Origin of the sequence: Pseudoglutamicibacter albus (assembly GCF_031458175.1) — a bacterium.
Lineage (GTDB): Bacteria > Actinomycetota > Actinomycetes > Actinomycetales > Micrococcaceae > Pseudoglutamicibacter > Pseudoglutamicibacter albus.
Map to the genome: position 1 here is coordinate 879,294 of NZ_JAVDXX010000001.1, position 24,453 is coordinate 903,746.

At 60.6% G+C, this 24,453-nt stretch carries 19 protein-coding genes; 7 read left to right on the forward strand and 12 right to left on the reverse strand.

The window, feature by feature from the left end:
• The first annotated feature begins 34 nt into the window (after window positions 1-34).
• Window positions 35-886, forward strand: a complete 852-nt coding sequence (locus J2S67_RS03875) for a DUF3097 family protein (protein ID WP_310246491.1) — start codon at window positions 35-37, stop codon at window positions 884-886.
• Window positions 887-1,073: 187 nt separating this feature from the next.
• Window positions 1,074-1,475 (forward strand): DUF4870 domain-containing protein, encoded by a 402-nt coding sequence (locus J2S67_RS03880; protein ID WP_035755211.1) that lies wholly within the window; start codon window positions 1,074-1,076, stop codon window positions 1,473-1,475.
• Between the two features lie 9 nt (window positions 1,476-1,484).
• On the opposite strand, the gene hemW is transcribed toward J2S67_RS03880, so the two are convergent.
• Together hemW and lepA are read right to left on the reverse strand one after the other, a co-directional pair.
• Entirely contained in the window at window positions 1,485-2,738 is a 1,254-nt protein-coding gene (gene hemW, locus J2S67_RS03885; RefSeq protein WP_310246494.1) for a radical SAM family heme chaperone HemW, read from the reverse strand.
• On the reverse strand, window positions 2,738-4,588 hold the full coding sequence (gene lepA / locus J2S67_RS03890) for a translation elongation factor 4 (RefSeq protein WP_239446122.1): 1,851 nt from the start codon (window positions 4,586-4,588) through the stop codon (window positions 2,738-2,740). The genes hemW and lepA overlap by 1 nt, the downstream gene beginning before the upstream one ends.
• A 190-nt stretch (window positions 4,589-4,778) precedes the next feature.
• On the opposite strand from lepA, the gene J2S67_RS03895 reads away from it, so the two are divergent.
• Window positions 4,779-5,411, forward strand: a complete 633-nt coding sequence (locus J2S67_RS03895) for a type II toxin-antitoxin system PemK/MazF family toxin (protein ID WP_035755207.1) — start codon at window positions 4,779-4,781, stop codon at window positions 5,409-5,411.
• A gap of 253 nt (window positions 5,412-5,664) precedes the next feature.
• Window positions 5,665-5,925, forward strand: coding sequence for a 30S ribosomal protein S20 (gene rpsT, locus J2S67_RS03900; RefSeq protein WP_035755205.1), 261 nt, complete (start codon window positions 5,665-5,667; stop codon window positions 5,923-5,925).
• A 144-nt stretch (window positions 5,926-6,069) separates the two neighbouring features.
• Here rpsT and holA read toward each other — a convergent pair whose 3' ends face one another.
• The 4 genes from holA to J2S67_RS09835 form a co-directional block, all read right to left on the reverse strand.
• Entirely contained in the window at window positions 6,070-7,104 is a 1,035-nt protein-coding gene (gene holA, locus J2S67_RS03905; RefSeq protein WP_070492175.1) for a DNA polymerase III subunit delta, read from the reverse strand.
• A 46-nt stretch (window positions 7,105-7,150) separates the two neighbouring features.
• Window positions 7,151-9,478 (reverse strand): ComEC/Rec2 family competence protein, encoded by a 2,328-nt coding sequence (locus J2S67_RS03910; protein ID WP_310246499.1) that lies wholly within the window; start codon window positions 9,476-9,478, stop codon window positions 7,151-7,153.
• 346 nt (window positions 9,479-9,824) lie between these two features.
• Window positions 9,825-10,652, reverse strand: coding sequence for a helix-hairpin-helix domain-containing protein (locus J2S67_RS03915; RefSeq protein ID WP_052048318.1), 828 nt, complete (start codon window positions 10,650-10,652; stop codon window positions 9,825-9,827).
• Window positions 10,653-10,849: 197 nt separating this feature from the next.
• Window positions 10,850-11,143: a DegV family protein gene (locus J2S67_RS09835; protein ID WP_377650094.1), complete on the reverse strand. Its 294-nt coding sequence runs from the start codon at window positions 11,141-11,143 to the stop codon at window positions 10,850-10,852.
• A 12-nt stretch (window positions 11,144-11,155) separates the two neighbouring features.
• Here J2S67_RS09835 and J2S67_RS09840 point away from each other — a divergent pair, with 12 nt between their 5' ends.
• Complete coding sequence (locus J2S67_RS09840) at window positions 11,156-11,407, forward strand: helix-turn-helix domain-containing protein (RefSeq protein ID WP_377650097.1); 252 nt, start codon at window positions 11,156-11,158, stop codon at window positions 11,405-11,407.
• A 198-nt stretch (window positions 11,408-11,605) separates the two neighbouring features.
• Complete coding sequence (locus tag J2S67_RS03925) at window positions 11,606-16,957, forward strand: DUF4011 domain-containing protein (RefSeq protein WP_310246505.1); 5,352 nt, start codon at window positions 11,606-11,608, stop codon at window positions 16,955-16,957.
• Between the two features lie 372 nt (window positions 16,958-17,329).
• Here J2S67_RS03925 and J2S67_RS03930 read toward each other — a convergent pair whose 3' ends face one another.
• The 6 genes from J2S67_RS03930 to glpK form a co-directional block, all read right to left on the reverse strand.
• On the reverse strand, window positions 17,330-17,632 hold the full coding sequence (locus J2S67_RS03930; RefSeq protein ID WP_310246507.1) for a hypothetical protein: 303 nt from the start codon (window positions 17,630-17,632) through the stop codon (window positions 17,330-17,332).
• Between the two features lie 8 nt (window positions 17,633-17,640).
• Entirely contained in the window at window positions 17,641-17,853 is a 213-nt protein-coding gene (locus tag J2S67_RS03935; RefSeq protein WP_310246511.1) for a hypothetical protein, read from the reverse strand.
• A 45-nt stretch (window positions 17,854-17,898) separates the two neighbouring features.
• Window positions 17,899-18,201: a DNA-processing protein DprA gene (locus J2S67_RS09845; RefSeq protein WP_377650354.1), complete on the reverse strand. Its 303-nt coding sequence runs from the start codon at window positions 18,199-18,201 to the stop codon at window positions 17,899-17,901.
• Window positions 18,202-18,206: 5 nt separating this feature from the next.
• Window positions 18,207-19,193: a DegV family protein gene (locus J2S67_RS03945; RefSeq protein ID WP_310246516.1), complete on the reverse strand. Its 987-nt coding sequence runs from the start codon at window positions 19,191-19,193 to the stop codon at window positions 18,207-18,209.
• Window positions 19,193-21,682 carry a leucine--tRNA ligase gene (leuS, locus tag J2S67_RS03950; RefSeq protein ID WP_310248721.1) on the reverse strand — a complete coding sequence of 830 codons (2,490 nt, stop codon included), beginning with the start codon at window positions 21,680-21,682 and terminating at the stop codon, window positions 19,193-19,195. The genes J2S67_RS03945 and leuS overlap by 1 nt, the downstream gene beginning before the upstream one ends.
• A gap of 134 nt (window positions 21,683-21,816) precedes the next feature.
• Window positions 21,817-23,349: a glycerol kinase GlpK gene (gene glpK, locus J2S67_RS03955; RefSeq protein ID WP_310246518.1), complete on the reverse strand. Its 1,533-nt coding sequence runs from the start codon at window positions 23,347-23,349 to the stop codon at window positions 21,817-21,819.
• Window positions 23,350-23,648: 299 nt separating this feature from the next.
• Here glpK and J2S67_RS03960 point away from each other — a divergent pair, with 299 nt between their 5' ends.
• The gene (locus J2S67_RS03960; protein WP_310246521.1) at window positions 23,649-24,446 is read left to right on the forward strand and encodes an NUDIX hydrolase; all 798 of its coding nucleotides are present in this window, start codon (window positions 23,649-23,651) and stop codon (window positions 24,444-24,446) included.
• The last annotated feature ends 7 nt before the right edge of the window (window positions 24,447-24,453 follow it).

The following is a 24,453-nucleotide window of genomic DNA, read 5'->3' on the forward strand; positions in this document are numbered from 1 at the left end:
GCCCACCTCGGAATGTACCTAAAGGAGCCCAGCTATGGATTGGAGCCAATGGGGCCCCGGCTCGATCTCTCACCCTGCCCGCAAAGCACCGCGCAAGGTCGCAGCCCATGTAGGGCTCGTGCTCGAAGACGTTCAAAGCGGTTTCGTTGGCGAGGTGATCCGGACCGAACGCTCCGGTGGCGTCCGGGTTCTCGAGTTGGAAGACGGGCGTGGGGCTCGCCGTTCTTTCCCTGCCGGTTTCGGGTTCTGGATCGACGGTGAACCCGTCGAGATCGTCGAGCCTGCCTCGATAGCGGAAGCTGAACCGGTCACGAAGATCTCGGCATCTGGCTCGGTGTATGTCGAAGGTGCCCGGGCCAAGACAGCCCGCGCGGCACGTATCTGGGTCGAGGGCATCCACGATGCCGCACTCATTGAAAAAGTGTGGGGCCACGATCTGCGTGTCGAAGGCATCGTCGTGGAACCGATGCACGGCGCCGATGACCTCGCAAGCCTCGTCGAAGAGTTCGCCCCTACACAGCAACGCAGGCTCGCGATACTACTGGACCACCTCGTCGAAGGCTCAAAAGAAACCCGTATCGCCGCCGAAGCGATGCGTGTTCCGGGAGCCCGCGAACACGTCCTGATCGTCGGGCATCCATTCGTGGACGTGTGGGAAGCAGTCAAACCTGAGAAAGTGGGGCTCACAACGTGGCCGCAGATCCCCCGCGGCCAAGACTGGAAACGCGGAATGCTGCGGCATCTAGGGTGGCCTGCTGAAACTGATGCCGACGTGGGGGCAGGTTTCTCCCGCATCCTCGAATCCGTCTCCAGCTACGCTGACCTGCGGCCTGAGCTGCTGGGCAAAGTTGAACACATGATCGACTTCGTCTCAGTTGAGGACTAAGAGGTTCCGGCTGATAGGACTGTTCAAGAAGAACTGAGGACAGACAACTTCACAGTCGGCGAACGTGAAAAGCGACACAGCTGAGAGTTGTCCAGAAGTAGTAGCCCATCTACTACTACAGTCTGATGAGGCTGTAGTAGCTGATGAGTAATATAGTCGACAACTGTTTTCTAGAGAGGAACAAAGCGTGACGAACCCGACACCTGGGCGCCCTCAACAGCCTCGGGATAAAGAGACGTCGACTGACTCGCTGCCCCTTGCCCCGAGCGAGGACAGGCGCTGGGCCACAGTCTCACATTTCGGGGCGATCGCTGGGTTCATTCCCGCGATGATCATCCACTACCTGTTCAAGGATCGCGGGCCGTTCACCGCCCAAGAATCACGTGAAGCCGTGAACTTCACGCTCCCGCTCACAGCCTTGATGTTCGTCCTGATGCTGCTGGCGATATTCATTCCAGGTATCGGTTCGATCTTCTCCGTAGCACTTGTTGTGGTGTGGCTGTACATGACGTTCTCCGGAATCGTCGCCGGCATCGAAGTCAACAAAGGCCGCCCTTACCTGTACCGCTTCAATATGCGCTTGTTCTAATTCTCGCCGCTAATTCTCGATCAGTTCGAGCACTAGACCGTCAGCGAGCAAACGCCCTTTCAACGTCAAGGTAAACCGATCACCATCTTCGGGTGTGGGCTTTTCGTTGCCAGCACCATCAACGATGTGACCCAAGCCGCGCGCCACGAACCCGGGTAGGCGCCCGCGCTCACTGAGCGAAAGCATCGAAACAGGAAGCCCGCTGGCCAAGCGAATCGAGAGCATAATGTTCTCAAGATGGCGAGCATCAGCCGAAGGAACTTCCCGCGCCAACGCCGGCGAGACGCCCGCGTCGATGCGTTGCTGATACGCCGAAGGATGCTTCACATTCCACCAACGGATACCCCCGATGTGCGAATGTGCGCCCGGCCCAATCCCCCACCAATCCTGATTACGCCAATACGCAACGTTATGGCGAGCTTGATGCTTCTCAGAGCGCGCCCAGTTGGAGACTTCATACCAACTGAAACCAGCATCGGCGAGTACCACATCAGCCAGCTCATACTTCTCGGCGTGATCGTCCTCATCGACCATCGGGACCTCGCCGCGCCGCATCTGTGCAGCCAGCTTGGTGCCAGGCTCAACAATGAGTGAATACGCCGAAACATGATCCGGCTCCAACGCTAAAGCCGCATCCAAGGAAGCCTGCCAATCAGCGATGGACTCCCCCGGCGTCCCATAGATCAGGTCAACAGATACATCCAAGCCAGCATCACGCGCCCACTGCACCGCCTGCGATACACGCTCCGGGCTGTGAGTTCGATCCAGGGTAGACAGAACGTGCGGCACCGCCGACTGCATCCCGAACGAAACCCGGGTGAAGCCACCGGCCCTCAGTTCAGCGAGCGATTCAGGCGTGACCGAGTCCGGGTTCGCCTCCGTGGTGACCTCCGCATCGGGTGCGACACCATACAGTGAACGCGCACGCTCAAGGATCATGACCAGGTCCCCTGCTGGCAACAAGGTTGGAGTGCCGCCGCCGAAAAAGACCGTTGACAGCTCGCGAGGCACAGCACCAGCGCGACGTAAAACCTCGGAAGAAAAATCCACCTCACGCGCCGCAGCGAGCGCGTACGTGTCTTGGCTTGCGCCATGACCTAACTCAGTAGCCGTATAGGTATTGAAATCGCAGTAGCCGCAACGGACCGCGCAAAACGGGATATGGACGTAGAAGCTCAAAGAACGCTCATGCGCATCCGCGACCGACTCGCGCGTGAGAGCTCCATCGGCTGGGGCGGGATCCCCCTCCGGCAGCTGCGCCATTACTTCTTCTTGCCCCCGTTATCGTCCGAGGACAGCGCGGCAATGAAGGCCTCTTGCGGGACCTCAACGCGCCCCACCATCTTCATGCGCTTCTTACCTTCCTTCTGCTTCTCAAGCAGCTTGCGCTTACGGCTAATGTCACCGCCGTAACACTTGGCAAGAACGTCCTTACGGATAGCGCGAATATTCTCACGCGCAATAATGCGGGAACCGATCGCTGCCTGGATCGGTACCTCGAACTGCTGACGAGGAATCAACTCACGCAACCGAGAAGTCATCATCACGCCATACGAGTACGCGTTGTCCTTGTGGGTGATCGCGGAGAAAGCGTCCACGCGCTCACCCTGCAACAGGATATCGACCTTTACTAGATCCGCTTCCTGCGCGCCATCAGCCTGCCAGTTCAGTGACGCATAACCGCGGGTGCGCGACTTGAGGTGGTCGAAGAAATCGAACACGATCTCAGCCAGCGGTAAGCGGTAACGCATCTCCACGCGTTCCTCGGACAAATAGTCCATGCCCATCATGTTGCCGCGGCGGCTCTGACACAGCTCCATGACCGCGCCGATGAACTCAGCCGGGGTAATCACGGTCGCTGAAACCATCGGCTCGGTGATCGATTTCAGCTTCCCATCCGGGAACTCAGACGGGTTTGTCACGTGAACATGCGAGCCATCCTCAGTCACGACGTCGTACTCAACGTTGGGGGCTGTGGAAATGAGGTCAAGGTTGAACTCGCGTTCAAGTCGCTCGCGAATGATCTCAAGGTGCAACAGGCCGAGGAAACCAACGCGGAAACCGAAGCCCAACGCAGCGGAGGTCTCCGGTTCGTACACGAGCGCGGCGTCGTTGAGACGCAACTTATCCAATGCATCACGCAATACCGGGAAATCCGAGCCATCGATCGGGAACAATCCTGAGAAAACCATCGGCTGAGGCTCGTCATAGCCCGCCAAATGCTCGGATGCGGGGTTTGTGAAGTTCGTGACCGTGTCACCGACCTTCGACTGGCGGACATCCTTAACACCCGTGATGAGGTAGCCCACCTCACCAGCTGCCAGGCCATCAGTCGGAATAGGGCCTGGCGAAGAAACACCGATCTCCAACAGCTCATAGCTCACGCCAGAAGACATCATCTTGACCTTCTCGCGCGGCTTGAGCCGGCCATCGACAACACGGACGTAGGTGACCACGCCACGGTAGACGTCATACACAGAGTCAAAAATCATGGCGCGGGCCGGCGCGTCAAGCGTGCCTTCAGGAGCCGGAACATCGCGGACGATCTTCTCCAACAATGCCTCGACACCCTCACCGGTTTTACCCGAAACCCGCAAGACATCATCCGGTTCACAACCGATCAGGTTCGCAAGCTCTACAGCAAAGAAATCAGGTTGGGCATTCGGAAGGTCGATCTTGTTCAGAACTGGGATGATCGTGAGCTCATGCTCCATCGCCAGATACAGGTTCGCTAGCGTCTGCGCCTCGATGCCTTGGGCAGCATCAACCAAAAGAATGGCGCCCTCGCACGCGGCCAATGAACGCGAAACCTCATACGTGAAGTCCACGTGACCCGGCGTGTCGATCATGTTCAGAGCGAATGTCTTACCATCCAGTTCCCACGGCATACGCACTGCCTGCGACTTGATGGTGATGCCGCGCTCACGCTCAATATCCATGTTGTCCAAGTACTGGGCGCGCATTTCGCGAGGTTCAACAACACCAGTCGCCTGCAACATACGGTCAGCCAGCGTCGACTTACCGTGGTCGATATGGGCGATGATGCAAAAATTCCGAATGACGTCCATAGGAGTCTTCGAAGGGACCTGCGGCGTAACGGCCTGAGGGGACACGGAGAGGGCCTCACTTCACACTGCGAAACTCGAACTCCCTTAGTATCTCATGAGCTTCAGTAGCATCTCTAAGGCCTAGAGCCTGAGACGAAGCTAGCTCACGATGCACGCCTCGGCTGCAAGGGGCTACCGGAGCCGTTGAGTATCAGTTGAGTATCAAGAGGGCGGCTGTGGACATAAAATAGTGGGCATGTCTTCACAAGGCCGATTCTTCACCCAGCTTCTACGCGTGGCGCGCCCGCTCATCAAACGTTTCCTCTCATCCCAAAGCGGTGACCAAACATCAACGCGTGGTCCGCGTCCGTCATCCTCCCCGCGTCCTTCCCGTTCACACCAGCAGCAGAGTTCGAAACAGCCTCAGAGTTCGCAACAGCCTCAGCGCCAGTCGAGCTCGAGCCGCAACGCCTCTGCTCATAAGGCACCCGTTACTGCAGGGGCGTATCCGGGCGACTATACGGGCCGTCTCACCGCGGTCTATGATCCGCATCCCGATGGCAACCCTGACCCGGGCGAGGTCGTGTGGGCCTGGGTCCCGTATGAAGAGGACCACAGTCAAGGCAAGGACCGGCCCGTTCTGCTTGCCGGTTGGGATGGTCCGTGGATGCTCGGTTTCATGCTGACCTCGAAAGACCACGATGACCGCCGCGATCACGCCGAGTTCGTCGACATCGGCTCAGGCGCGTGGGATAAAGAACGCAGACCAAGCGAAGCGCGGATCTCACGGGTGATCCGCATCAACCCTGACTCGGTCCGTCGTGTTGGCGCGATTCTCGATAAAAGCCGCTTTGACCTGGTGATCAGCGAGTACAACCGCCACCATTAAAAGGGCGCGTCACTGGAGAGTCACTGGAGAGGGGTAGGCCCGATCCCCAAGCCACGGCTCAAGCGTAGGCGAACGTGGGTCACTGTGGTGCGGCTCATGCGGCATGAACAGTCAATGAATGTTAGGATGGTCGCTAGTGTGTCCGCGCGTGGTCGACGGGCACTCGTAGCTACCGGACCCAGTTCCCCACTCTCTCAGTCGTGGTAGCTACGGAACCCTCAGACCCAATTCATCTTCAACACGAAGGAACAACGTGGCGAACATCAAGTCGCAGAAGAAGCGCATCATTACCAACGAGAAGGCGCGCCAGCGCAATCAGGCGGTCAAGTCTGAACTGCGCACTTTCGAGAAGAAGGTCCGCGCTGCAGTTGAGGCCGGCGATAAGGACGCCGCCATCCCAGCTCTTCAGGCTGCAAGCCGCAAGCTCGACAAGGCAGCAACCAAGAAGGTTATTCACAAGAACCAGGCTGCAAACCGTAAGTCGAAGCTCGCTCAGGCCGTCAACGGTCTCTAAACGATCAACCTTGAGTAACCGGTGAGAACACCGGATTCGTGACCAGGGGCCCATCCACTCGGATGGGCCCCTGGTTTGTGTTGCGGGCGAAAATGCTCGGTATTCACTAGCCCGGCCGCACTCCCTTCACCTGGGTGGCGAGGTTTAGGAAGCGCGCGGCCCGGCCGCCGCCATCCGGGAGATAGCAATAACGCAGCGTTCCAACGCATACTCGGGGTTGCGTGAAGCGCCTTTGAGCATGTGGTCTGTTGCAGCGATCAACTGAACGGCTTTGGCGATATTGAAAGCAGAGAACCGCCTCGCCGAAGCCTGCGCTTGCTTGACCATCCACGGCGCCATCTTAAGTTCGGATGCCAACTGTCCTGCGGGTGCGGAGCTGCCGGCTACCTTCGCGATCTGCCGGACCTTACCGCCAATCGCGCCAAGCAGCGGAACAGGGTCAAGTCCGCTAGCTAACGCATAACGCAAGAGACTGACTGCTTCGGCTCCCCTACCTGCCACAGCGGCATCGGCCACCGCAAAGCCTGTGGTCTCTAACCGGCCACCAAAATACGTGGTGACCGCATCCACGGTAATGGGTCCGTCGATATCGGAAGCCAACTGGGACACGGCGGCTCCCAGTTCGGCTACATCGCTACCTACCGAATCCACTAAAGCCCTCACCGCTTCAGGATCCACCTTACGGCGCAGACTCTTGAACTCCCCCAGCACGAAGTCTTGACGTTCTTGGTCCTTCTTGAGAGGGGAAACATCGATCACACTAGCGCGTTTCTTCAACACGTTGACTAGCGTTTTTCCGCGTTGCCCACCACTATGATGCAACACAAGGACAGCGTCCTCCTGCGGCGCTTCAATATAGCTGAGCAAATCCTTCTGGAGGGCCTCGTTCATCTTCTCCAAGCCGTGGATTTCAATCAGCGGAGAACCGCCAAACAGTGACGGACTCGAAGCGAGAATGAGCTGGGAAGGTTCGTAGGACTCACCGTCGATCCGGGTCACCTCGATGGACGGGTCCGCAGCCCGGGCCTTGGAACGGACGACTTCAAAAGCGCGTGCGGCTTGATAATCATCGGCACCGTCAAGAAACACCAGCGGGGCCGGTTCAGCTGACCGGAAGTTAGGACCACGCTGCCCACCAGCGGACCTGGTGGCTCGTTTCGAGCGGGCAGGTGGTGTCATCGTGTCTCCTCAACGGAATAGAGCAACGCTAAAGCGCGGATTCTACCTATCGAATGCTACCTGCTGGGGAGCGCTCGTGAAGCACCTGCGCGCCCACACGGTTATCAGCTTCTTCCGTTCCTGAGACAGGCCTGACGATAATGGTGCCTTCCTGATCAGTTCTATGAACGCTCACATTCGCCCGATACAGCGCCTCAAGAATGACTTGGCGGGGATGGCCGTAATCGTTATCAGCGCCTACACCGATCAGCGCGAGGTCAGGCTGAAACTCTTCAATGAGCTCAGTTCCACCCGTAGCCGAACCATGGTGGGCCACCTTCAGAACACGCAGGTCACCGGTAGATCGTTCCAACTTATGCGATCGCAACATCAGCTGAGCTTGCTCGGACTCCAGATCACCCGTGTTGATCAATTCGACCCCCAAACCATCACCGTGAATCATGCGGGCACGCGTCACGACAGATGCACCATTCTCACTGCTGGCCTGCTGCGGTGCCCACAGCACATCGACGCTCCACGGACCGCACGTCATCTGCTCCCCTTCCAGCGCTCGCCGGGCCTGCTCGACGGGAGGACGCCTCTTAGCTGTCCCATAGATGACCTCCCCACTGAGTTCTCGCGTGTTGAGAGCGCCGTCAAGCCCACCCACGTGGTCAAGGTCCAGGTGGGTTATCACCACGCCGCAGAGTTTGGTGATGCCGGCTCGGCTCAAGCAGGCATCGATGTGTGTTGGGTCTGGCCCTGCATCGATCAGTAGCGCGTTGTTCTCATCCCCTATCACCGCGAGCGCATCCCCTTGCCCGACATCGCAAAACAGGATGTCCCCAGCCTGAGCGCGGCTCAGGGCTGGGTCAGGTGCTCGGATGAAGCTCGCCAGAACAAACACGAAAGAAACGATGACCGAAGCCGAGAGAAGGATCGCAGCAGGGCGCCGCCCAAACTTGGGTGGGCCTTGTTTAAACCCTCGCTGGCTGTGGCCAACCCCGGGTTGACGGTGCCCTGTATATGGTGATGGGGCCGCTGCGATCGTGGACGCTGAGCGGCGGGCCTGGAGGTCAAGACGCACGTGCGAAAGCCACGCCCGAAGAACATCGGGCCGCGCGCGTTGCGCAAGAACCAGCAGTGTTGCGGGCAGAACCCAACACGTTATGGCCGCAAGCAAGAAACCCCACGGCATTTCCGGCCAGTGATGCATGGGTGCGTGTTCGGCTGAGAACCGTGCCAGCATTGTGATGACGTGTGCCGGCAGCCCCACACATGCAGTTAATGGCCAGCCCCACGGCCAGGGAATCCAGCCGAGCAACATGACACTTGGAGCCGCGAGCCCAACGAGTGCGGCAGCGGGACTCGCTAGAACGTTGATAGGGACGACCCACAAGGATTGAGCAGGGTCCATCGCCACGAGGACCGGTGTGCATGCGATGGTTGCGGCAGCTGAGACGGCGGTGACTTCGGCGAAGAGCCGTGGAAACTTGAGGCCTTGCAACAGTTGTGCAAGTGGATGGGATCCGATCAAGATCCCGAACGTCGCTAGGACGGAGAGCTGGAACGCGGGTGCAACCAGCATCCAGGGGTCTAGTAGTAGAAGCACTGTTGCTGCCAGAGCTAGCAGAGCGATTGCGGCGGCTGGTCTGCCAACAGTGACTGCGAAGGCGCCCACCGCGCCCATGATGCATGCTCGAAGGACCGATGGATCAGGGCCCACGATGTGCGCGAAGGTGATGATCACCGCAAGGATCACCGCATAGCGGGCTATGCCTCGTAGCCGCACAAGCCGACACAGTGAGGTCACGACGAGGACCATCGCCGCAACGTTCGCCCCGGATACCGCGGTGAGATGACTCAGCCCAGATACGACCATGGAAGCAGACAGCTCTACAGACTGGCTGGAGCGATCCCCCACAATCAGGCCTGGGATGAGTGCGCCGGTTTCGCCTCCCCACCGTTGCCCTAGCTTCTGCAGATTCGCTCTGACCCACGCGCTAAACCCCGCGGGAGCGGACGCCTCATCCACCGGAGGCGAGAGTACAGCCACGGACACGGGTTCGGATGCACGTTCACGGTGAGCCTTCACACGTATCCACGCCGTCCACTGTGTACCCACCGCTGCGTTCTCGGGAATCTGCGAGCTCGGCGTAAAGATCACGGCCTCGAATCTCGGCGTATTGTGGCGGGGCTTGCTTTCCTCTCTGAGGCTCGGGCCAGCCTGAACTAACGGCGTTACAGAAACATGCGTCAGCATTGATGGCCCAATATCCCGCGGGGCCTCCGTGACTTCGAGCCGGGCTTGTAACGGGGCATCCGATATGAACGCTTGCGCGTTCAGCCGGCCTTGAGCATCGAGTGCGCAGGATGAGAAAGTTGCGCTCAGCATAATCAACGCCAGGATCGCATGAGAAAGTGCATGTGAGCCCCGAAAGCTAGGGTGCCGCGGGCGCTGTTGCCTGCGATGGCTATGCGCCGAATGTGTTCTCATGCGCAGCACAAAGAACAGGACACCGGCCAGCACCGCACACGTTAGGGCTGCTCCCCAAGCGAATCCGGGTGGGAAGCCGTGCACCGTATAGACCCAGCACACCGCAACGCATGCGGCAGTACCGGATAAAAGCGCTGGCGCTAACGGTTGGAGGGATCGTTGAGGGTATGGCTTTAGAGGATGGAGAGAGGTTGAGGATACGGCGGCGCGTTCGGCATAGCCGCCTAATCGGGCAGGTGGTTCGCTAGTCATAGGAGACCATCGGCTCGATCTTGCTCAAGATCGCTGGCCCGATACCGGAGACCGCATCAAGATCTGCTGGTCCACGGAACGGTCCGTGTTGAGCCTTGAAGTCGAGGATTCTTTGGGCGAGCGCTGGCCCAACGCCTGGCAGTTGTTGAAGCTCTTCAGAGCTGGCCGAGTTGATGCGCACAATGATTTTCCCGCCGGCGCCTGGTCCGGAGGAGCCCCCGCCGGTGTTGAGCCGGCCGGTCTTGCCGCTACCGTCACTCCCGCCACCGCCGCTAACAGGCCCGTTGCTGGCGTGTTCACCTTTGCGTGGCACCCGAATTTGTTCGCCATCGTTGACCGGTGCCGCCAAGTTGATGCCGGCTTGATCGGCCGCCCGGGTCATCCCACCCGCCTGCTTGATTGCGTCTGCAGTGATTGCACCTTGATCCAGTTCATAGAGGCCAGGCTTCTTCACTGCACCCACAACATGGACCCGCAGAAGCCCGCCAGCGGCCTGTTGAGCTGGCCCCTGTTTGGGGGCGTGGTCAGGACTATCTGTACTACCCGGCCCGGAACTGGCGTCTCGAGGTGTCGAGCGAGAATCAGCTTCAGGCTGTGCAGGTGCTTGCCCGTTGGCTGCGACCACGCCGGCTGATGTGAGCGCACCGTTGTTGGCAATGAAGAAGCGGTAGCCAAGCACAGCCAGCAGAACACACAGAGCGAGTGCGAGCGCGCCGATCCCCCAGCGTCCAAGGAGTGGGCGGCGAGGTGGTTCGTCTAGCCATGCGTAATCGTCATAGGAATCTGTCTCATTCGGTTGGCGTAGATGTTGCGGGCTCATGCCCTCAGGCTAAGAAGAATCACAAGCCCGATGCGGCGGCTGTGGATGAGGCCCCGGTGCCACTAGCGCTGGGGATAGTGGATCGGCCGCCAACAGTAAGAGTGCTAACAGCAAACCTCAAGCCCAGGGCTCTAGGGCAGGACTTGTCGGCAAGGACTTGACCCCTGAACTCCAGGTGAGGCGTTCAGCGCAGTGCCTCAGTTGTCCAGATTCTGGTTCCCTGGGTTGGATTCGTGCACAACTCGGTGCACTACTAAGCCGATTGCGCCTGGCCCACAGTGGGCGGCCAGAACCGATGGCAGTGGCGAAATTGTCACGGGCCATGACGTATGGGGCTCAAGCGCATCGGCGACTTCGATGGCGGCTTCTTCGGCTGCGAAATGCTGAACGGCGACCTGAACGTCGCCCGGCTCGGCCTCACCCGCGTGCGCAATGCCCAGCTCAGCGAGCCGCTGCAACGCGCGGTCGGTGTGCCTCACGCGCTCCAACACGCTGAGCGGTCGTTGATCCTCGATCTGGCGCTCGCACTGGCGGAGGACCGCCGGCGCGACATCAGCTGCAAGACGAAGAACGGTCTCGAAGCCGCGCGCAAGCGTGGCAAGGTCGGCGGGCGGCCACGGGTGATCGACGATGACAAGCGCGCGATCATCCTGTCACGCCGCGAGAAGGGCGAGTCGATAAGGGTGATCGCCCGGGTGCTCGACGTCTCGGTGGCTAGCGTGCACGCGGTGCTCGCTGAGGAGTCCGCTGACTAGCACCACCGCAAATTGCTGCTCCGAGCACCGGTCAGTGTTCTTTCGGAGTTTTCGATGTCGTCGGGCTCTACTAAAGTGAAGCTAATTGGTTCATCTCGGCGTTACCGGATGGGCCTATGAGCACACAGGAATCGAGGGTGATCAGTGGCGGGGAAGCGAGCGACGCTGGAAGCGTTGAAAGTGTGGCGAGAGAGTCTGGTGGGTCTCGATCGCCGTAGTCGGTTGATCAGGTTCAATCCCCCGAAGAGGTCGTCACTCACCTTCGACACACCGGATCTGGACGGGCTGCAGGGCCTCGTTGCCTCCGGAAAACCGCTCGTGTTACAGGGCGACCAACTCGAAGTTGACGAGGACGGAGAGGAGCGACTCGTCAGACCTCCGCTCGGTCGCAATGCGCTCCATATCCCCAGACCGGACAGCGACATCGGAACTATTGCGCGCACTCTGATGCGCAAGGCGAATCAGGAGTTCCTCGACCGCGGACTTTCGGTTCTCTACATCGCATTCGGTATGCTCCGCTGGAAGGACGTCGACGGCTCGGACATGGCGAGCCCCCTGTACCTGGTCCCTGTTGAGCTCATACCCGAGGGTCCGCGTGCGACTCCGAAGCTCGTGGGCAGCGATGACGATGCCGTTCTCAACTCGGCACTGCCGTTGAGGCTAGCCGAGTTCGGGGTGGTCTGTCCTTTGCTCGAGGAAGTAGAGGATCTTCGAGTTTCGGAGATCCTCGAGTTGTTCAGGAAGCGTCTGTCAGCGGCTCCGGATCTCAAAGGCTGGGAGCTCCGTCCAGAGGCTCACCTCGCAACCTTTTCTTTCACTAAGGAGGCGATGTACAAAGACCTGCTTGACAATCAGGAGGTCATCTCAGACCACCCGGTCGTGCAGGCACTCGCCAATGGTGACCCAACAAGCCAGACTGACGAGTTCCAGTTCGATCCGATCGATCCCGCGGACATCGACGAGAGCGCTCCACCGGAGAAGACGCCGTTCGTGCTCGACGCGGACTCTTCGCAGCGCGCAGCGGTGGCCGCGGCTCTCGCCGGGCGCAGCTTCGTCATGGACGGTCCTCCGGGCACGGGAAAGTCACAGACGATCGCGAACATGATCGGCGCGCTGATGCACTCGGGGAAGTCCGTGCTGTTCGTATCGGAGAAGATCGCCGCGCTCGACGTCGTGCGGAACAGGTTGAAAGATGCCGGGCTCGGAAGCTACCTTCTGGAGCTACACTCGCACAAGGCCAACAGGCGCGAGGTCGCGGCCGAACTGCTTCAGACGCTGGAGAACGTGGCGCAGCCGCCGAGCGGGATGTCGGCGCCGTCGCGGGCCTCGCTGGTCGACAAGCGAAAGCGGCTGAACGCTTACGCGTCAGCGATGAACGAGAACCGGTCGCCACTTGAACTGTCGTTGCACGACGTCCTTGGGCTACTTGCGGGTCTCGTCGATGTGCCTGCTGCTCCGGTCCCGGAGCGCTCGCCGCTGGGGCTCGACCAGGCCGGGCTTTCTGACCTCCGCGATGCGCTCCGCAGGTTAGAACGAAACTGGAGGCCCGCAGCCCAGGGCAGGTCGTTCCTTTGGAGGGATATCGTCGACGAGACCTCGCTCGAGGCACGCCTGTGGGCCGCCGAACGGGCGCTACAGGAGCTCCGCGGCACGATGCAGGTCAACTTCGAGCTGGTTAGGTCCTTTGATCTGGACCGGCCGGACCGAGCTAAACAGCTGATTGAGTTGCTGGATTTGCAGCATTCCGAGCGCCCGGCATCGGCCGATGACCGTTGGCTGATTGCCGCCGACCTCGCCCCCATTGAGGCGAGCCGAGCCGAGCTTGGTTCCCTGCTCGAGGATTACCAGGCAAAAGCCACCGCGGTGAAGGAACTGAGCGGGGTTCCATACAGCTCTTTTCCTCAGAACGCGCCCTCCGAGGTTGTCCAGCCCGCTGTTGCAGGCAGCATCGAGCTCGGATCCCAGAATGCTGAGCAGCTACGTGTCTTCGGAAAATACTTGTCACACCATGCTGCGGGTCTGGCCTCGGCCGTAACGTCGCTACGAGGGCTCGCACAGATAGCTGGCCTCCCTGAGCCGAGCTCGTACTCCGAGGCAGACCGCGTGGTGCGGATGATCGATCTGAGGGCTAATGGAGCTTTGCTGGAGACTACCTGGCTGACGCCTGCAGGCCTTCAAGCCGCGAGAAGCGCCGCTGCAGAGATTCGACTGAAGGCGATGGAGCTCGACAGGGCCGAAGGGCGCGCGCATTCGTTGTACACGGCTGAAGCACTTGGTGCCCCGCTGCGGGAGCTTCAGGACAGATTCAGCAATCTGCATACTGGGCTGCGGAAGCTCTCAGGGGCATATCGCACCGACAAGAAGGCTGTGGCAGCTCTCCTGGCGGATGCTTCCCAAGTGAAGTCGGGTATCTCACGGCTCTCCGAGGCCATCGCGTGGTCCGAAGCCACTGAAGCATTTGAGAGCGTTGGCGTAGTGCACTCGCAGGCACTTGGCAGACACTGGCAGGGCCGCGACACCGATTGGGAAGGCCTGGACCGGTTGTTTGGTGTCGCCGACGAGGTGATCGCGTTGTCGGGCGGTACCGTGCAGCCGAAGACCGTGGAGTACTTCACTGCTGGGGTTCCTGAGCCCGCTCACCAGGAGATGGCCGCGGCCGCTTCCGCGGCGCTCGGTTCCTGGCGGAGCTCTCTCGGACCTGCTCCGGCTCTCACGGGTCGGCAGGAGCTGCTTACGTTGCCGATGCAGGCATCACTGGACTGGATCGAGGCGCACCAGGAACCCAACGCGGACGCGCTCTCGGTGGTCGAAGCGGTGAACGCGGTGACCGGCTGCGACCACACAGTCGACCAATCGGTCACGATCCTCCGCTCTTGCAAGGACGCCCGCGACGTCGCGGCGGGCCTGGACGCCTCCAGATTGGAGTACGAGGAGCGCTTCGGGGCGCTGTTCCAGGGATCTGCGACGGACCTTGACCGCATCGATTCGGTGATCTCGTGGGCCAAGCGCATCCGGAGCGCGGCTCCGACGGGTGCACTGACGCCGGAGCAGCTGACCGCTTTAGTCTCGTCCACCCCCGTCTCAGCTCTGCCTGGGTCACTCGCGAAGTGGGAAGGCGATCGCGACGCAGTGATCGGAGCTTTCGCGCCCTCGCGCAGGGAGGAACTTCTCGAAGAGTTCGCGGAGTTCGACGGCGCCGCGGGTCTCATAGAGGAGCTCGGCTCTGACACGGTCGGGCAGCAAGAATGGTTCGACTACACGGAGATCCGCGAGTACCTGAGGATGCACGACCTGGACTCGACCATCGAGTTCTGCATCGAGATGCGGGTCCCGGCATCGGACGTGCCGCGGGTTGTGGAGCGGGCGCTCCTCAGGGCATGGGCCGACGCACAGATCCGGGACGACGAGCGGCTACACCCGCTCCTGGCGACGGACAGGGAGGCGCTCGTCGACGAGTTCAAGGCACTGGACCTCGAGGTCATAGCTGCCGCCACCGGCGACATTGTCCGGGCGGCGAATGCGCGCCGTCCATCGAACACGTCGCTGGGAGAACCAGCTCTCCTCCGGAGGGAAGGGATGAAGCAGCGTCGGCACATGTCCGTGAAGTCCCTGATCTCGGAGGCCAGAAACGCTGTCCAGGCGATAAAACCCGTATTCATGATGTCGCCGCTCGCTGTGTCTCAGTATCTGCCGTCCGACATGAAGTTTGACGTGGTGATCTTCGACGAAGCCTCGCAGGTTACCCCCGGGGACTCGATCAACTGCATCTACCGTGGACGCGCATTCATACTTGCAGGCGACGACAAGCAGCTGCCTCCGACGTCGTTCTTTGATCGTGCAACGGAGACAGACGAGGATGTGGAGCTCGACTCCGACGTGCAGGACTTCCAGTCCATCCTGGAGCTGGCGAAGTCGGCCGGTGCGTTCCGGAACCTCGGTCTGCGATGGCACTACAGGTCCCGCCACGAGGCGCTGATCGCATTCTCGAACTACCGTTTCTACGAGGGTAATCTGGTAACTTACCCCTCGGCGCAAGAGGATGGCCCGGACGTCGGTGTGGAGTTCTTCCTGGCGGACGGCCTGTACAGGCGAGGCGGCGGCGCAGACAACCCGCGTGAGGCCAAAGTCGTCGCCGAGCGAGTAATCCATCACTATCGGACGAGGCCCGGAGCCTCGCTCGGGGTGGTCACGTTCTCTGTGGCGCAGGCCTCGGCGGTGATCGCGGCCGTCGACAAGCTCAGGGAGTCGCACCGCGACCTCGACGAGCACTTCGACAAGAGCGACCGCCTCGACGGCTTCTTCGTCCGGTCGCTTGAGTCAGTGCAAGGCGACGAGCGTGACGTGATCATTTTCTCGGTGGGCTACGGCCCCGACGAGGCAGGAAAGGTCTCGACAAACTTCGGCGTACTCAACAAGGAGAAAGGATGGCGGCGACTGAACGTCGGCATCACGCGAGCGAGGCAGCGCATCGAGGTCGTGTCTTCGATGGAGGCGCACGACATCCCCGCCTCGCAGAACGAGAACGTCGAGGCGCTGCGGGCCTACCTCGACTTTGCGAAGCGCGGCATCGAGGTGCTTGGTACCCAGTCCTCAGCGACGGGGCTCATGCCGGAGTCGCCGTTCGAAGAGTCGGTGATCCGCACGATCGAGTCGTGGGGGTACAAAGTGGAGCCCCAGGTCGGCGCTGCGGGCTTCCGTATCGACCTCGCCGTTCGGCACCCCGCGAAGCCCGGCGTATTCGCGATCGGGGTCGAGTGCGACGGCTACCAGTACCACTCGTCGCCCACAGCGCGCGACCGTGACCGCCTGCGCGACCAAGTACTCGAGGGGCTCGGATGGACCTTACACCGGATCTGGGGCACATCCTGGTATCGGGATAGGGCCTCGGAGGAGCAGCGTCTCCGGACCGCGATCGAGGACGCCATCGCAGGCACGACCTCAGCAATGAGGCGGAGCCGTCCCGAGCTGGTGCGCCCGGACGTCGAGACTGTGCCCGCGCAGTCGGAGGCGTCCCAGGACTGGGCCGTGAGTTACAAGAAGGTTGCGGAACAGGACCTGCCGCTATGGGCCGACGCGGGCGAGCCCGGCAGCCACGTGTACCTGATCGAGCCGCTGTTCAACCTCGCGAGGACCGAAGGGCCGGTCCACATGGCGCTGGTCCTTGAGCGGATCAGAGATTGGTGGTACATCGGCAGGATCTCCCAGAGGATGAAGGAGAACATCGACCTGGCGATCGAGATGGCCGATGTCGTACGCGACGGCGACTTCATCGACCTCCCGGGCCGACCGGTCACGAAGGTCCGAAGCAAGGGCAATCAGCGCAAGCCGGCGCAAGTCCATATCGACGAGTTCGCGAGGGCCGTCGAGCTCCTAGTCCAAGACGTCGGCGGGGCCTCCCGCTCGGAGGTCGCGGTGCAGATCGCGAGGCTTTACGGCTGGAACAGGAACGGCTCGATCCTCGATGCGCGCCTGAACCAGGCGATCGACCGAGCTGTCAAGAATGGTCGGGTGGTAGACCAGGACGGGCGGCTCACTCGGAACTTGGGTTAGACCGTGAGCCACTCGGATGCATCGAGCGTGGGCAGCTCCTGTCGGAAACGGCGAAGGTTTGCCGGCTTCGATGCGATGGTCGTGGCCTTCCTCGTGCTGGGGCGCGGTTCATACCTACGGATGCGGCACGCTCAGATGCTCGGTTGCCCACACCCGGGAGGAAGCAGCGCCATTCGTTTAGTGATTTCTCACCAGCGGGAGATACGAGTTTCCCGATGACCCGGTATCTTCCACCTGGGCAACATCACCGATGCAGCAGGTGATGCCCTCAGCGGAGGACACTCTCCGCGAGGTGTGGAACGATGCTTAAAGCAAAGACCCCGAGGCGTCACGCCTCGGGGTCTTTGCTTTCGCGTGTGCGCCTGCTGGGGCTCAGACGATCACCCTCATCCTCACCACGCACGAGCCGAATGGCCCGATGCTGATTTCCTCGACTTCCCCGCAGATGCCAGCGGCCACGAGAGCCGCCGGCAGGCCGAAGTGCTCGCTGTAGTCGCGGACGGATATCTCGCCGGGGAACGCGAAATAGCCGTCCCGGAGCAAGCTCACTGTGAGGACTTCATCCTCGCCAGGCTCGGGGTCTACAAGATACAGGCTGCTCTCTACAGAGTCGTAGTGGAACTCTCCCTCCAGCTCGATATCGCTAAGCCGGAGAGATACCGCTTCGCGGTGCATTGCCCATGTCATCGTCGGTTCACTTCTTTCTCTAATCGGTACACGGCGTGCCCGAGCTGATTGAACCCAGCGAAGCGAACTGCGCCGCCGAGAGCGAGCTCAGCTGCCCTCGTCGCGAAGTCAGGAGCCGTGTGGAGCGGTATCACGACTGCGCCTCCGCGGTCGATCACCAGGCTGCGCGCCCTGACGTGGACGGCGAGGCCGTCATCCTGGGACCTCATGCTGTGTCCTGCTTCTTTGCGCCTCGTCCAAGTAACCCCAGTACGTCAGCGCCGTCTCCCACGAGCCGCGCTGTGCCCTGCTGCACGAGCATGTGGCAACCCGCGCTCGCTGCGCTTGTGACCGACCCCCGGCACTACACCAACAGGCCGAGCCATGCCGTGCGCGAGCTGCGCGACCGAGAGCGCGCCGGAGCGCACTCCGGCTTCAGGGATGACCACTGCGCTCGCGAGTGCTGCGATGACCCTGTCGCGCATGTTGAAGCGCCAGCGGGGCGGCGCCGTGTCCGGGGGCGTCTCGCTGACTACACAGCAGTCGACGGCGATCCGCTCGATGAGGGTTCCGGTGATAACCCTTAGTCGTCAGCCTTGCTCTGCATGACTCTGTGCACGACCAGGCCTATCGCGCCTGGCCCGCAATGAGCGGCCAGAACCGACGGTAGCGGTGAGATGGTGACAGGCCAGGACGTATGAGGCTCGAGAGCATCGGCAACCTCGATCGCCGCTTCTTCCGCGGCGAAATGCTGAACGGCGACCTGAACGTCGCCCGGCTCGGCCTCACCCGCGTGCGCAATGCCCAGCTCAGCGAGCCGCTGCAACGCGCGGTCGGTGTGCCTCACGCGCTCCAACACGCTGATGCTTCCGGCATCGTCGAACCGCAAGATGGGCCGGATGCTTAGTAAATTACCCAGGACAGACGCCGCGATCGTGACGCGCCCACCCTTTCGCAGCGCGTCTAGCGACGGGACCGTCAGCCAGATGTGTGAACCCATCGCATGCTGCGCGGCTTCGACAGGATCACGCCCCGTCATCGCGGCATCGGCCGCGGAAACCACAGCCAGTGCCTGACCGAAGCCGGCGCTGCAGGAATCGATCACATCGACCTCAACCCTGCATTGTTCTGCCGCAAGGCGCGCCGAATCGGCTGTATTAGAGAGCCTGCCGGCCATCGTGATCACGATGATCCGCTCCGCACCGTTCTCTACCGCATGATCGTAAGCCTCGCGGAATTTCCCTGGTGCGGGCCTGGACGTTGAAACCGACTGGCCAAGCGCAAAACCCATTGCAAGAGCACGCTGCAAGTCCGGGTCGCCATCGTTATAGACCTGCCCGCCAACGGTCACGTGCATCGGGACAACCGAGAGATAGCCGCGGTAGCTCGCAACCACTTCATCGCTCAGACCTGCTGCAGAGTCAGTGATGATCCACGTACGCGGGCGGCGGCCAGAATACGCCCGAGCTAGCGCAGCGATGCGGTGGCCCAAGCGTGGTTGCCCACGCGCCGGATGCCGCTCCAAAGAGGAGGGCAACCGGCGCGCGAGAGACGATAAACGGTCAGACATCAGACGACAATCGAAACCAGCTTAGGTGCGCGCACGATGACCTTGCGGATCTCTTGATCGCCAATGAAACGCTGGACATCTGGGTTGGCGAGCGCGCGGGCCTGCAGGTCCTCTTCAGAGATGTCCACCGGGACCTCGAGTTTGCCGCGGACTTTACCCTTGACCTGAACCACGGCGGTGATGGTCTCTTCCTTGAGCAGGGATTCATCCACCGCTGGGTATGGTACGCGGGCAATCGGCTGGCTATGGCCGAGCATGTGCCACATGTCCTCAGCGGTGTATGGGGAGACGAGGCTCAGAAGCAATGCGATGACCTCAGCTGCCTCGCGCACAGCCGGATCCGCTGGGCCAGCACCGGAATCGATGGCCTTACGGGTTGCGTTGGTGAGCTCCATCGCGTGAGCCACAACAACATTGAACTTCCCGTTCTCAAGGTTCTCGAGCGATTCGGCGAGGATCTTGTGCGTTACCGAACGCAGGTCTTGATCTCCACCAGCCGGGTCCGTTCCTGCCGCGCTGCTCACGTCTTGGGCAATACGCCAGGCACGTGCCAGGAACTTGGTAGCACCTGATGGCGAAACATTCGCCCAGTCGACATCGTCTTCGGGAGGGGATGCGAAAACCATGGTCAAACGGACGGCATCCACACCGAACTGATCGAGCTGTTCGCCCAGGTTCACGCCGTTGCCGAGCGACTTGGACATCGCCTTGCCCTGGTTCAAAACCTGGCCCTGGTTCAGCAACGCTCTGAACGGCTCGCTGAAATCGAGGTAGCCGAAGCTCTGTAGTGCCTTGGTGATGAAGCGTGAATACAGCAAGTGCAGGATCGCATGCTCAACACCGCCGACGTATTGATCAACCGGCAACCAGCGTTTGACGGCCTCGGTGTCGAAAGCCGCCTGGTCATTCTGCGGCGAGGCAAAACGCAAGTAGTACCACGAGGAGTCCACGAACGTGTCCATCGTATCGGTATCGCGCAGAGCCGGACCACCGCATTCAGGACAGGTCACGTTGACCCAGTCTTCGGCCCCAGCAAGCGGCGAACGGCCCTTGAGCGCAAGCTGTTCACCGCGAAGATCCTCTGGCAGGCGCACCGGCAGTTCGTCTTCGGGGACCGGGACCTCACCGCATGATGCGCAGTGGATGATCGGGATCGGTGCACCCCAGAAACGTTGGCGGGAAACGAGCCAGTCACGCAAACGGTAGGTGATGGCCTCATGCCCGGTACCGGCCTTCTCGACGATGTCGATGGCTTGAGCTATCGCATCTTGCTTGCTCAGCCCATCGAGCGGGCCGGAGTTGATGAGGGTGCCGTCGCCAACGGTGGCGACACCGCTGACGGCTGGGTCTTCCTCCCCCGTGTCGACAACGGTGCGCACTGGCAAATCGAAGGCGAGCGCGAATTCGAGGTCGCGTTGATCGTGGGCCGGCACGGCCATGATCGCCCCGGTTCCGTAGTCAGCCAGCACGTAATCGGAGGCCCACACCGGTACAGAAGCGCCGGATACCGGGTTGGTTGCGTAGCGGCCCAGGAACACGCCGGTCTTTTTGCGCTCTGTTGATTGGCGTTCGATGTCGGAGGCGGCTTTGACTGATTCCCGATACTCTTCGAACGCTGCACGGTGTTCGTCTGTGACCAGTTGGTCTGCGAGGTCGGCGTCCACGGCAACGACCATGAACGTTGAGCCGTAGAGGGTGTCGGGGCGGGTTGTGAACACTTCGATGGTGTGTTCGTCTTTACCGGCGTTGGCTTCGATCACGAAGTTCACGTTGGCGCCGTGGGACCGGCCGATCCAGTTGCGCTGCATCGCAAGCACACGCTCGGGCCACTTCCCTTCCAGCGCAGGCATCTCGTCGAGCAAACGGTCAGCGAAATCGGTGATCTTGAAGTACCACTGGTTCAGCGACTTCTTAGTGACTGGGGTTTTGCATCGCTCGCATGCGCCATCGACTACCTGCTCGTTGGCGAGCACGGTCTGGTCTTTAGGGCACCAGTTGACTGGCGAGTTCTTCCGATAGGCCAACCCGTGCTTGAACAGCTCGAGGAATAGCCACTGGGTCCAGCGGTAATACTCCGGGTCGGAGGTGTGAAGGCGTGAGTTCCAGTCTGCGGAAATCGCATACCGTTTGAACGATTCCGCCTGGGTGTCGATGTTCTTATATGTCCATTCGGCCGGATGCTGATCGTTTTTGATCGCGGCGTTCTCAGCTGGCAGGCCGAAAGAGTCCCAACCGATCGGGTGGAAGACGTCGTAGCCTTGGTGTAGCCAGTGGCGTGCTACGACGTCACCGATGGCGAAGGCCTCAGCGTGACCCATGTGAAGGTCCCCCGACGGGTAAGGGAACATGTCGAGGACGTATTTACGTTCGCGGGAGCCGTCATCCGTTGGTGTGAAAACGTTGTTTTCTTCCCAATAACCCGCCCAGCGCTTCTCGATGGCGTGCGCATCGTAGGTGGCGTTCTCTTGTGGCGTAGGGGCCTGAGCCAACTGGTATTCCTCTTCTGTGTGGGTCAGCTTGTGCGTAGACAACTCGTGCGCGTGTGGCAGGAGTCAAAGCAGTTCCCTATTCTACGTGTCAAACGGGTTTCTGCATGTTTAGTGCACGTCACATAACGGCTGTATCAGGTTCCTGAATCGGCTTGGACGTCTTCATCAACCCAGTCGAAGCTGCGGTGGACGGCTTTGCGCCAGATGCGTTTCTTCCGCTCGACTCTTTGTTGGTCCTTGGAACGGCTGAAGGTGCGCTCCAATTGCCAGTTCTCCTCGATTTCGTCCAGTGAATTCCAGACGCCAACGGCGAGCCCGGCGGCGTAAGCGGCACCGAGTGCCGTGGTTTCGGTGACGGCCGGCCGTAGAACATCGACACCGAGCAGGTCGGCTTGGAACTGCATCAGGACGTTATTGGTGACCATGCCGCCGTCCACTCGCAGTTCGGTGAGTTTGCCGTCAACGTCTTCTTCGGCGGCGTCGAAAACGTCAGCGGTTTGGAAGGCTGTCGCTTCCAGTACGGCGCGTGCGATGTGTTCGCGGGTCACGTACCGGGTGAGCCCAGTCATGACACCGCGGGCTTCGGGCTGCCACCACGGAGCGTAGAGTCCGGAGAAGGCCGGGACGATGTAGCAGCCGCCGGAGTCTTCAACTTCGCTCGCTAGCTCTTCGATCTGTGGGGCGTGTTCGAACATCTTGAGGTTGTCGCGTAGCCATTGAACCAGCGAGCCTGCTACTGCGATGGAACCTTCCAAGGCGTAGACGGGTTCTTGACCGTCGAGCTGATAGGCGATCGTTGTCAAGAGGCCTTTGGTGCTGCGTGCCGGTGTGGTTCCGGTGTTGTACATAACGAAGCAGCCGGTTCCGTAAGTGTTTTTGGCTTGGCCTGGTTTGAACGCTGCTTGTCCGAAGAGGGCTGCTTGTTGGTCACCGAGGATTCCTGCGATGGGAAGGCCTGCCCCGGGGTTGCCGCTACTGATGTGCCCGATGTGCCCGGATGATGTCACGATGCGGGGCAGCATCGCTTCAGGGATGTTGAAGTCGTTGAGGATGCTGGGTTCCCATGCTTGTTTGCGCAGGTTCATGAGCATGGTTCGAGACGCGTTGGTCACGTCGGTCACGTGCAGGCCTCCGTCTGGGCCGCCTGTGAGATTCCAGATGACCCAGGTGTCCATGGTTCCTGCAAGGAGTTCCCCGGCTTCTGCGCGTTTCTGCAGTTGCGGGTCTGTATCGAGGATCCAGCGCAGCTTGGTTGCGGAGAAGTATGTTGCTAGCGGCAGGCCTGTGACTTCGCGGTAGCGGTCGAGCCCACCGTCTTCTTCCATCTCATCGACGATGCGTTGGGTGCGTGCATCTTGCCACACGATGGCTGGGGTTACGGGCTCGCCGGTTGCGGCGTCCCATACAAGGATGGTTTCGCGTTGATTCGTGATGCCGATTCCCTGGACGGCGCTGGCCCTCTCCCCGAGGGTATCCAACAGTTCGGCTAATACGGCTGTGACATTGTCCCGAATTTCGGTCGCATCATGTTCGACCCAGCCTGGCAGGGGGAAGTGCTGTTGATGTTCACGTTGGGCCACTGCTTGCTGCTGACCGCGTTCATCGAAGGCGATAGCCCGGGAGGATGTGGTGCCTTGATCGATCGCCACAATAAGTTTTTGTGTCATGAAGCCCTCGATGATGTGCGTGGGTTGTTAAGAGTCTCAAAGCATCGTAGCGAGCGCGCGAGGTGAGCGCGACGTCAGCCATGCTTCGAGGCAAGGTGAAACCTGCCTATTGCGGCAGTGACAATAAGTAATTGTCCGGGTGACATTCGCTTACTGTCGCCGCGACAACAACTTATTGTGTATCTGACCGGAACTAATTGTATAGGTGGCAATAACTAATTGTGCGAGTGACACTAAGTACCTGCTGTGGCGGCAATATGTAATTGTTTGCATGACAATATGTAGGTAGAGTTGCTTGCATGCACTCCTGGGCTAATGTCACTGAACGCCGTAACCTCCAGCCCGAACTGGCGGTTTCGGTGATCGTTTTCGCTTTCTTCAAGAAGCCGGCAGACTCCAGCAACACCGATAGTTCTCAGCTCAAAAACCACTCTGAAGCACTGCCCTATCGCATTCAGGTTCCGCTCATAGAACGGGTACGTGAGCCCTTCCGCGGCCGCTACGCGATCCCCGGGGCACCGGTTCAAGCTGCGCTTTCCCTCGATGATTCTGCAGCGGAGATCTTCACCCGCGTCACCGGTTTGAACGGTTATCAGCCGCAACAGCTACACACGTTCGGCGGCCTGTATCGCGCCGCTTGCCAGCGCCGCACCTCTGGGCAAGATGGGCTCTCACCCGACATCTCAGAGGATTCCTGGCATGTGGGCAGCTTGCGGGTGGTCACGGTTGCATACTGGTCCATGGTGCGCCTGGATGACGTTGATGCCGCGTATCAAGTCGCTGAAGCGGACCCACGGCTGAGTTGGTGGGACATCGATGACTTGCCGCCTCTGGCCTTCGATCACGGCCACATCTTCGCTCAAGCCCGGCAAGCCTTGCGCGAAATCGAATTGGACGAGCTCGCTCACGCGAGCCTGCCATCGAAGTTCATCCTCGCTGACTTACGTGAACTCGTCGAAACCATCCAGGGGCAACAGCTGGACCCTGGGAACTTTCAACGCAGCATCAAAAACCAGCCTCGGATCAAAGCCACCTCAGAATTCCTGGAGGGCACCAAACACAGGCCGCCGAGGCTTTACACGCTTGAGTCACCCTAAGCGGGGA

What these genes read in the sequence shown, in the direction of transcription:
- J2S67_RS03875 (WP_310246491.1), top strand. Translation starts at nt 35, where the DNA reads ATGGATTGGAGCCAATGGGGCCCCGGCTCGATCTCTCACCCTGCCCGC.
- hemW (WP_310246494.1), bottom strand. Translation starts at nt 2,738, where the DNA reads ATGGCGCAGCTGCCGGAGGGGGATCCCGCCCCAGCCGATGGAGCTCTC.
- J2S67_RS03895 (WP_035755207.1), top strand. Translation starts at nt 4,779, where the DNA reads ATGTCTTCACAAGGCCGATTCTTCACCCAGCTTCTACGCGTGGCGCGC.
- holA (WP_070492175.1), bottom strand. Translation starts at nt 7,104, where the DNA reads ATGACACCACCTGCCCGCTCGAAACGAGCCACCAGGTCCGCTGGTGGG.
- J2S67_RS03910 (WP_310246499.1), bottom strand. Translation starts at nt 9,478, where the DNA reads ATGCTGAGCGCAACTTTCTCATCCTGCGCACTCGATGCTCAAGGCCGG.
- J2S67_RS03915 (WP_052048318.1), bottom strand. Translation starts at nt 10,652, where the DNA reads ATGAGCCCGCAACATCTACGCCAACCGAATGAGACAGATTCCTATGAC.
- J2S67_RS03930 (WP_310246507.1), bottom strand. Translation starts at nt 17,632, where the DNA reads ATGCACCGCGAAGCGGTATCTCTCCGGCTTAGCGATATCGAGCTGGAG.
- J2S67_RS03935 (WP_310246511.1), bottom strand. Translation starts at nt 17,853, where the DNA reads ATGAGGTCCCAGGATGACGGCCTCGCCGTCCACGTCAGGGCGCGCAGC.
- J2S67_RS03945 (WP_310246516.1), bottom strand. Translation starts at nt 19,193, where the DNA reads ATGTCTGACCGTTTATCGTCTCTCGCGCGCCGGTTGCCCTCCTCTTTG.
- glpK (WP_310246518.1), bottom strand. Translation starts at nt 23,349, where the DNA reads ATGACACAAAAACTTATTGTGGCGATCGATCAAGGCACCACATCCTCC.
- J2S67_RS03960 (WP_310246521.1), top strand. Translation starts at nt 23,649, where the DNA reads ATGCACTCCTGGGCTAATGTCACTGAACGCCGTAACCTCCAGCCCGAA.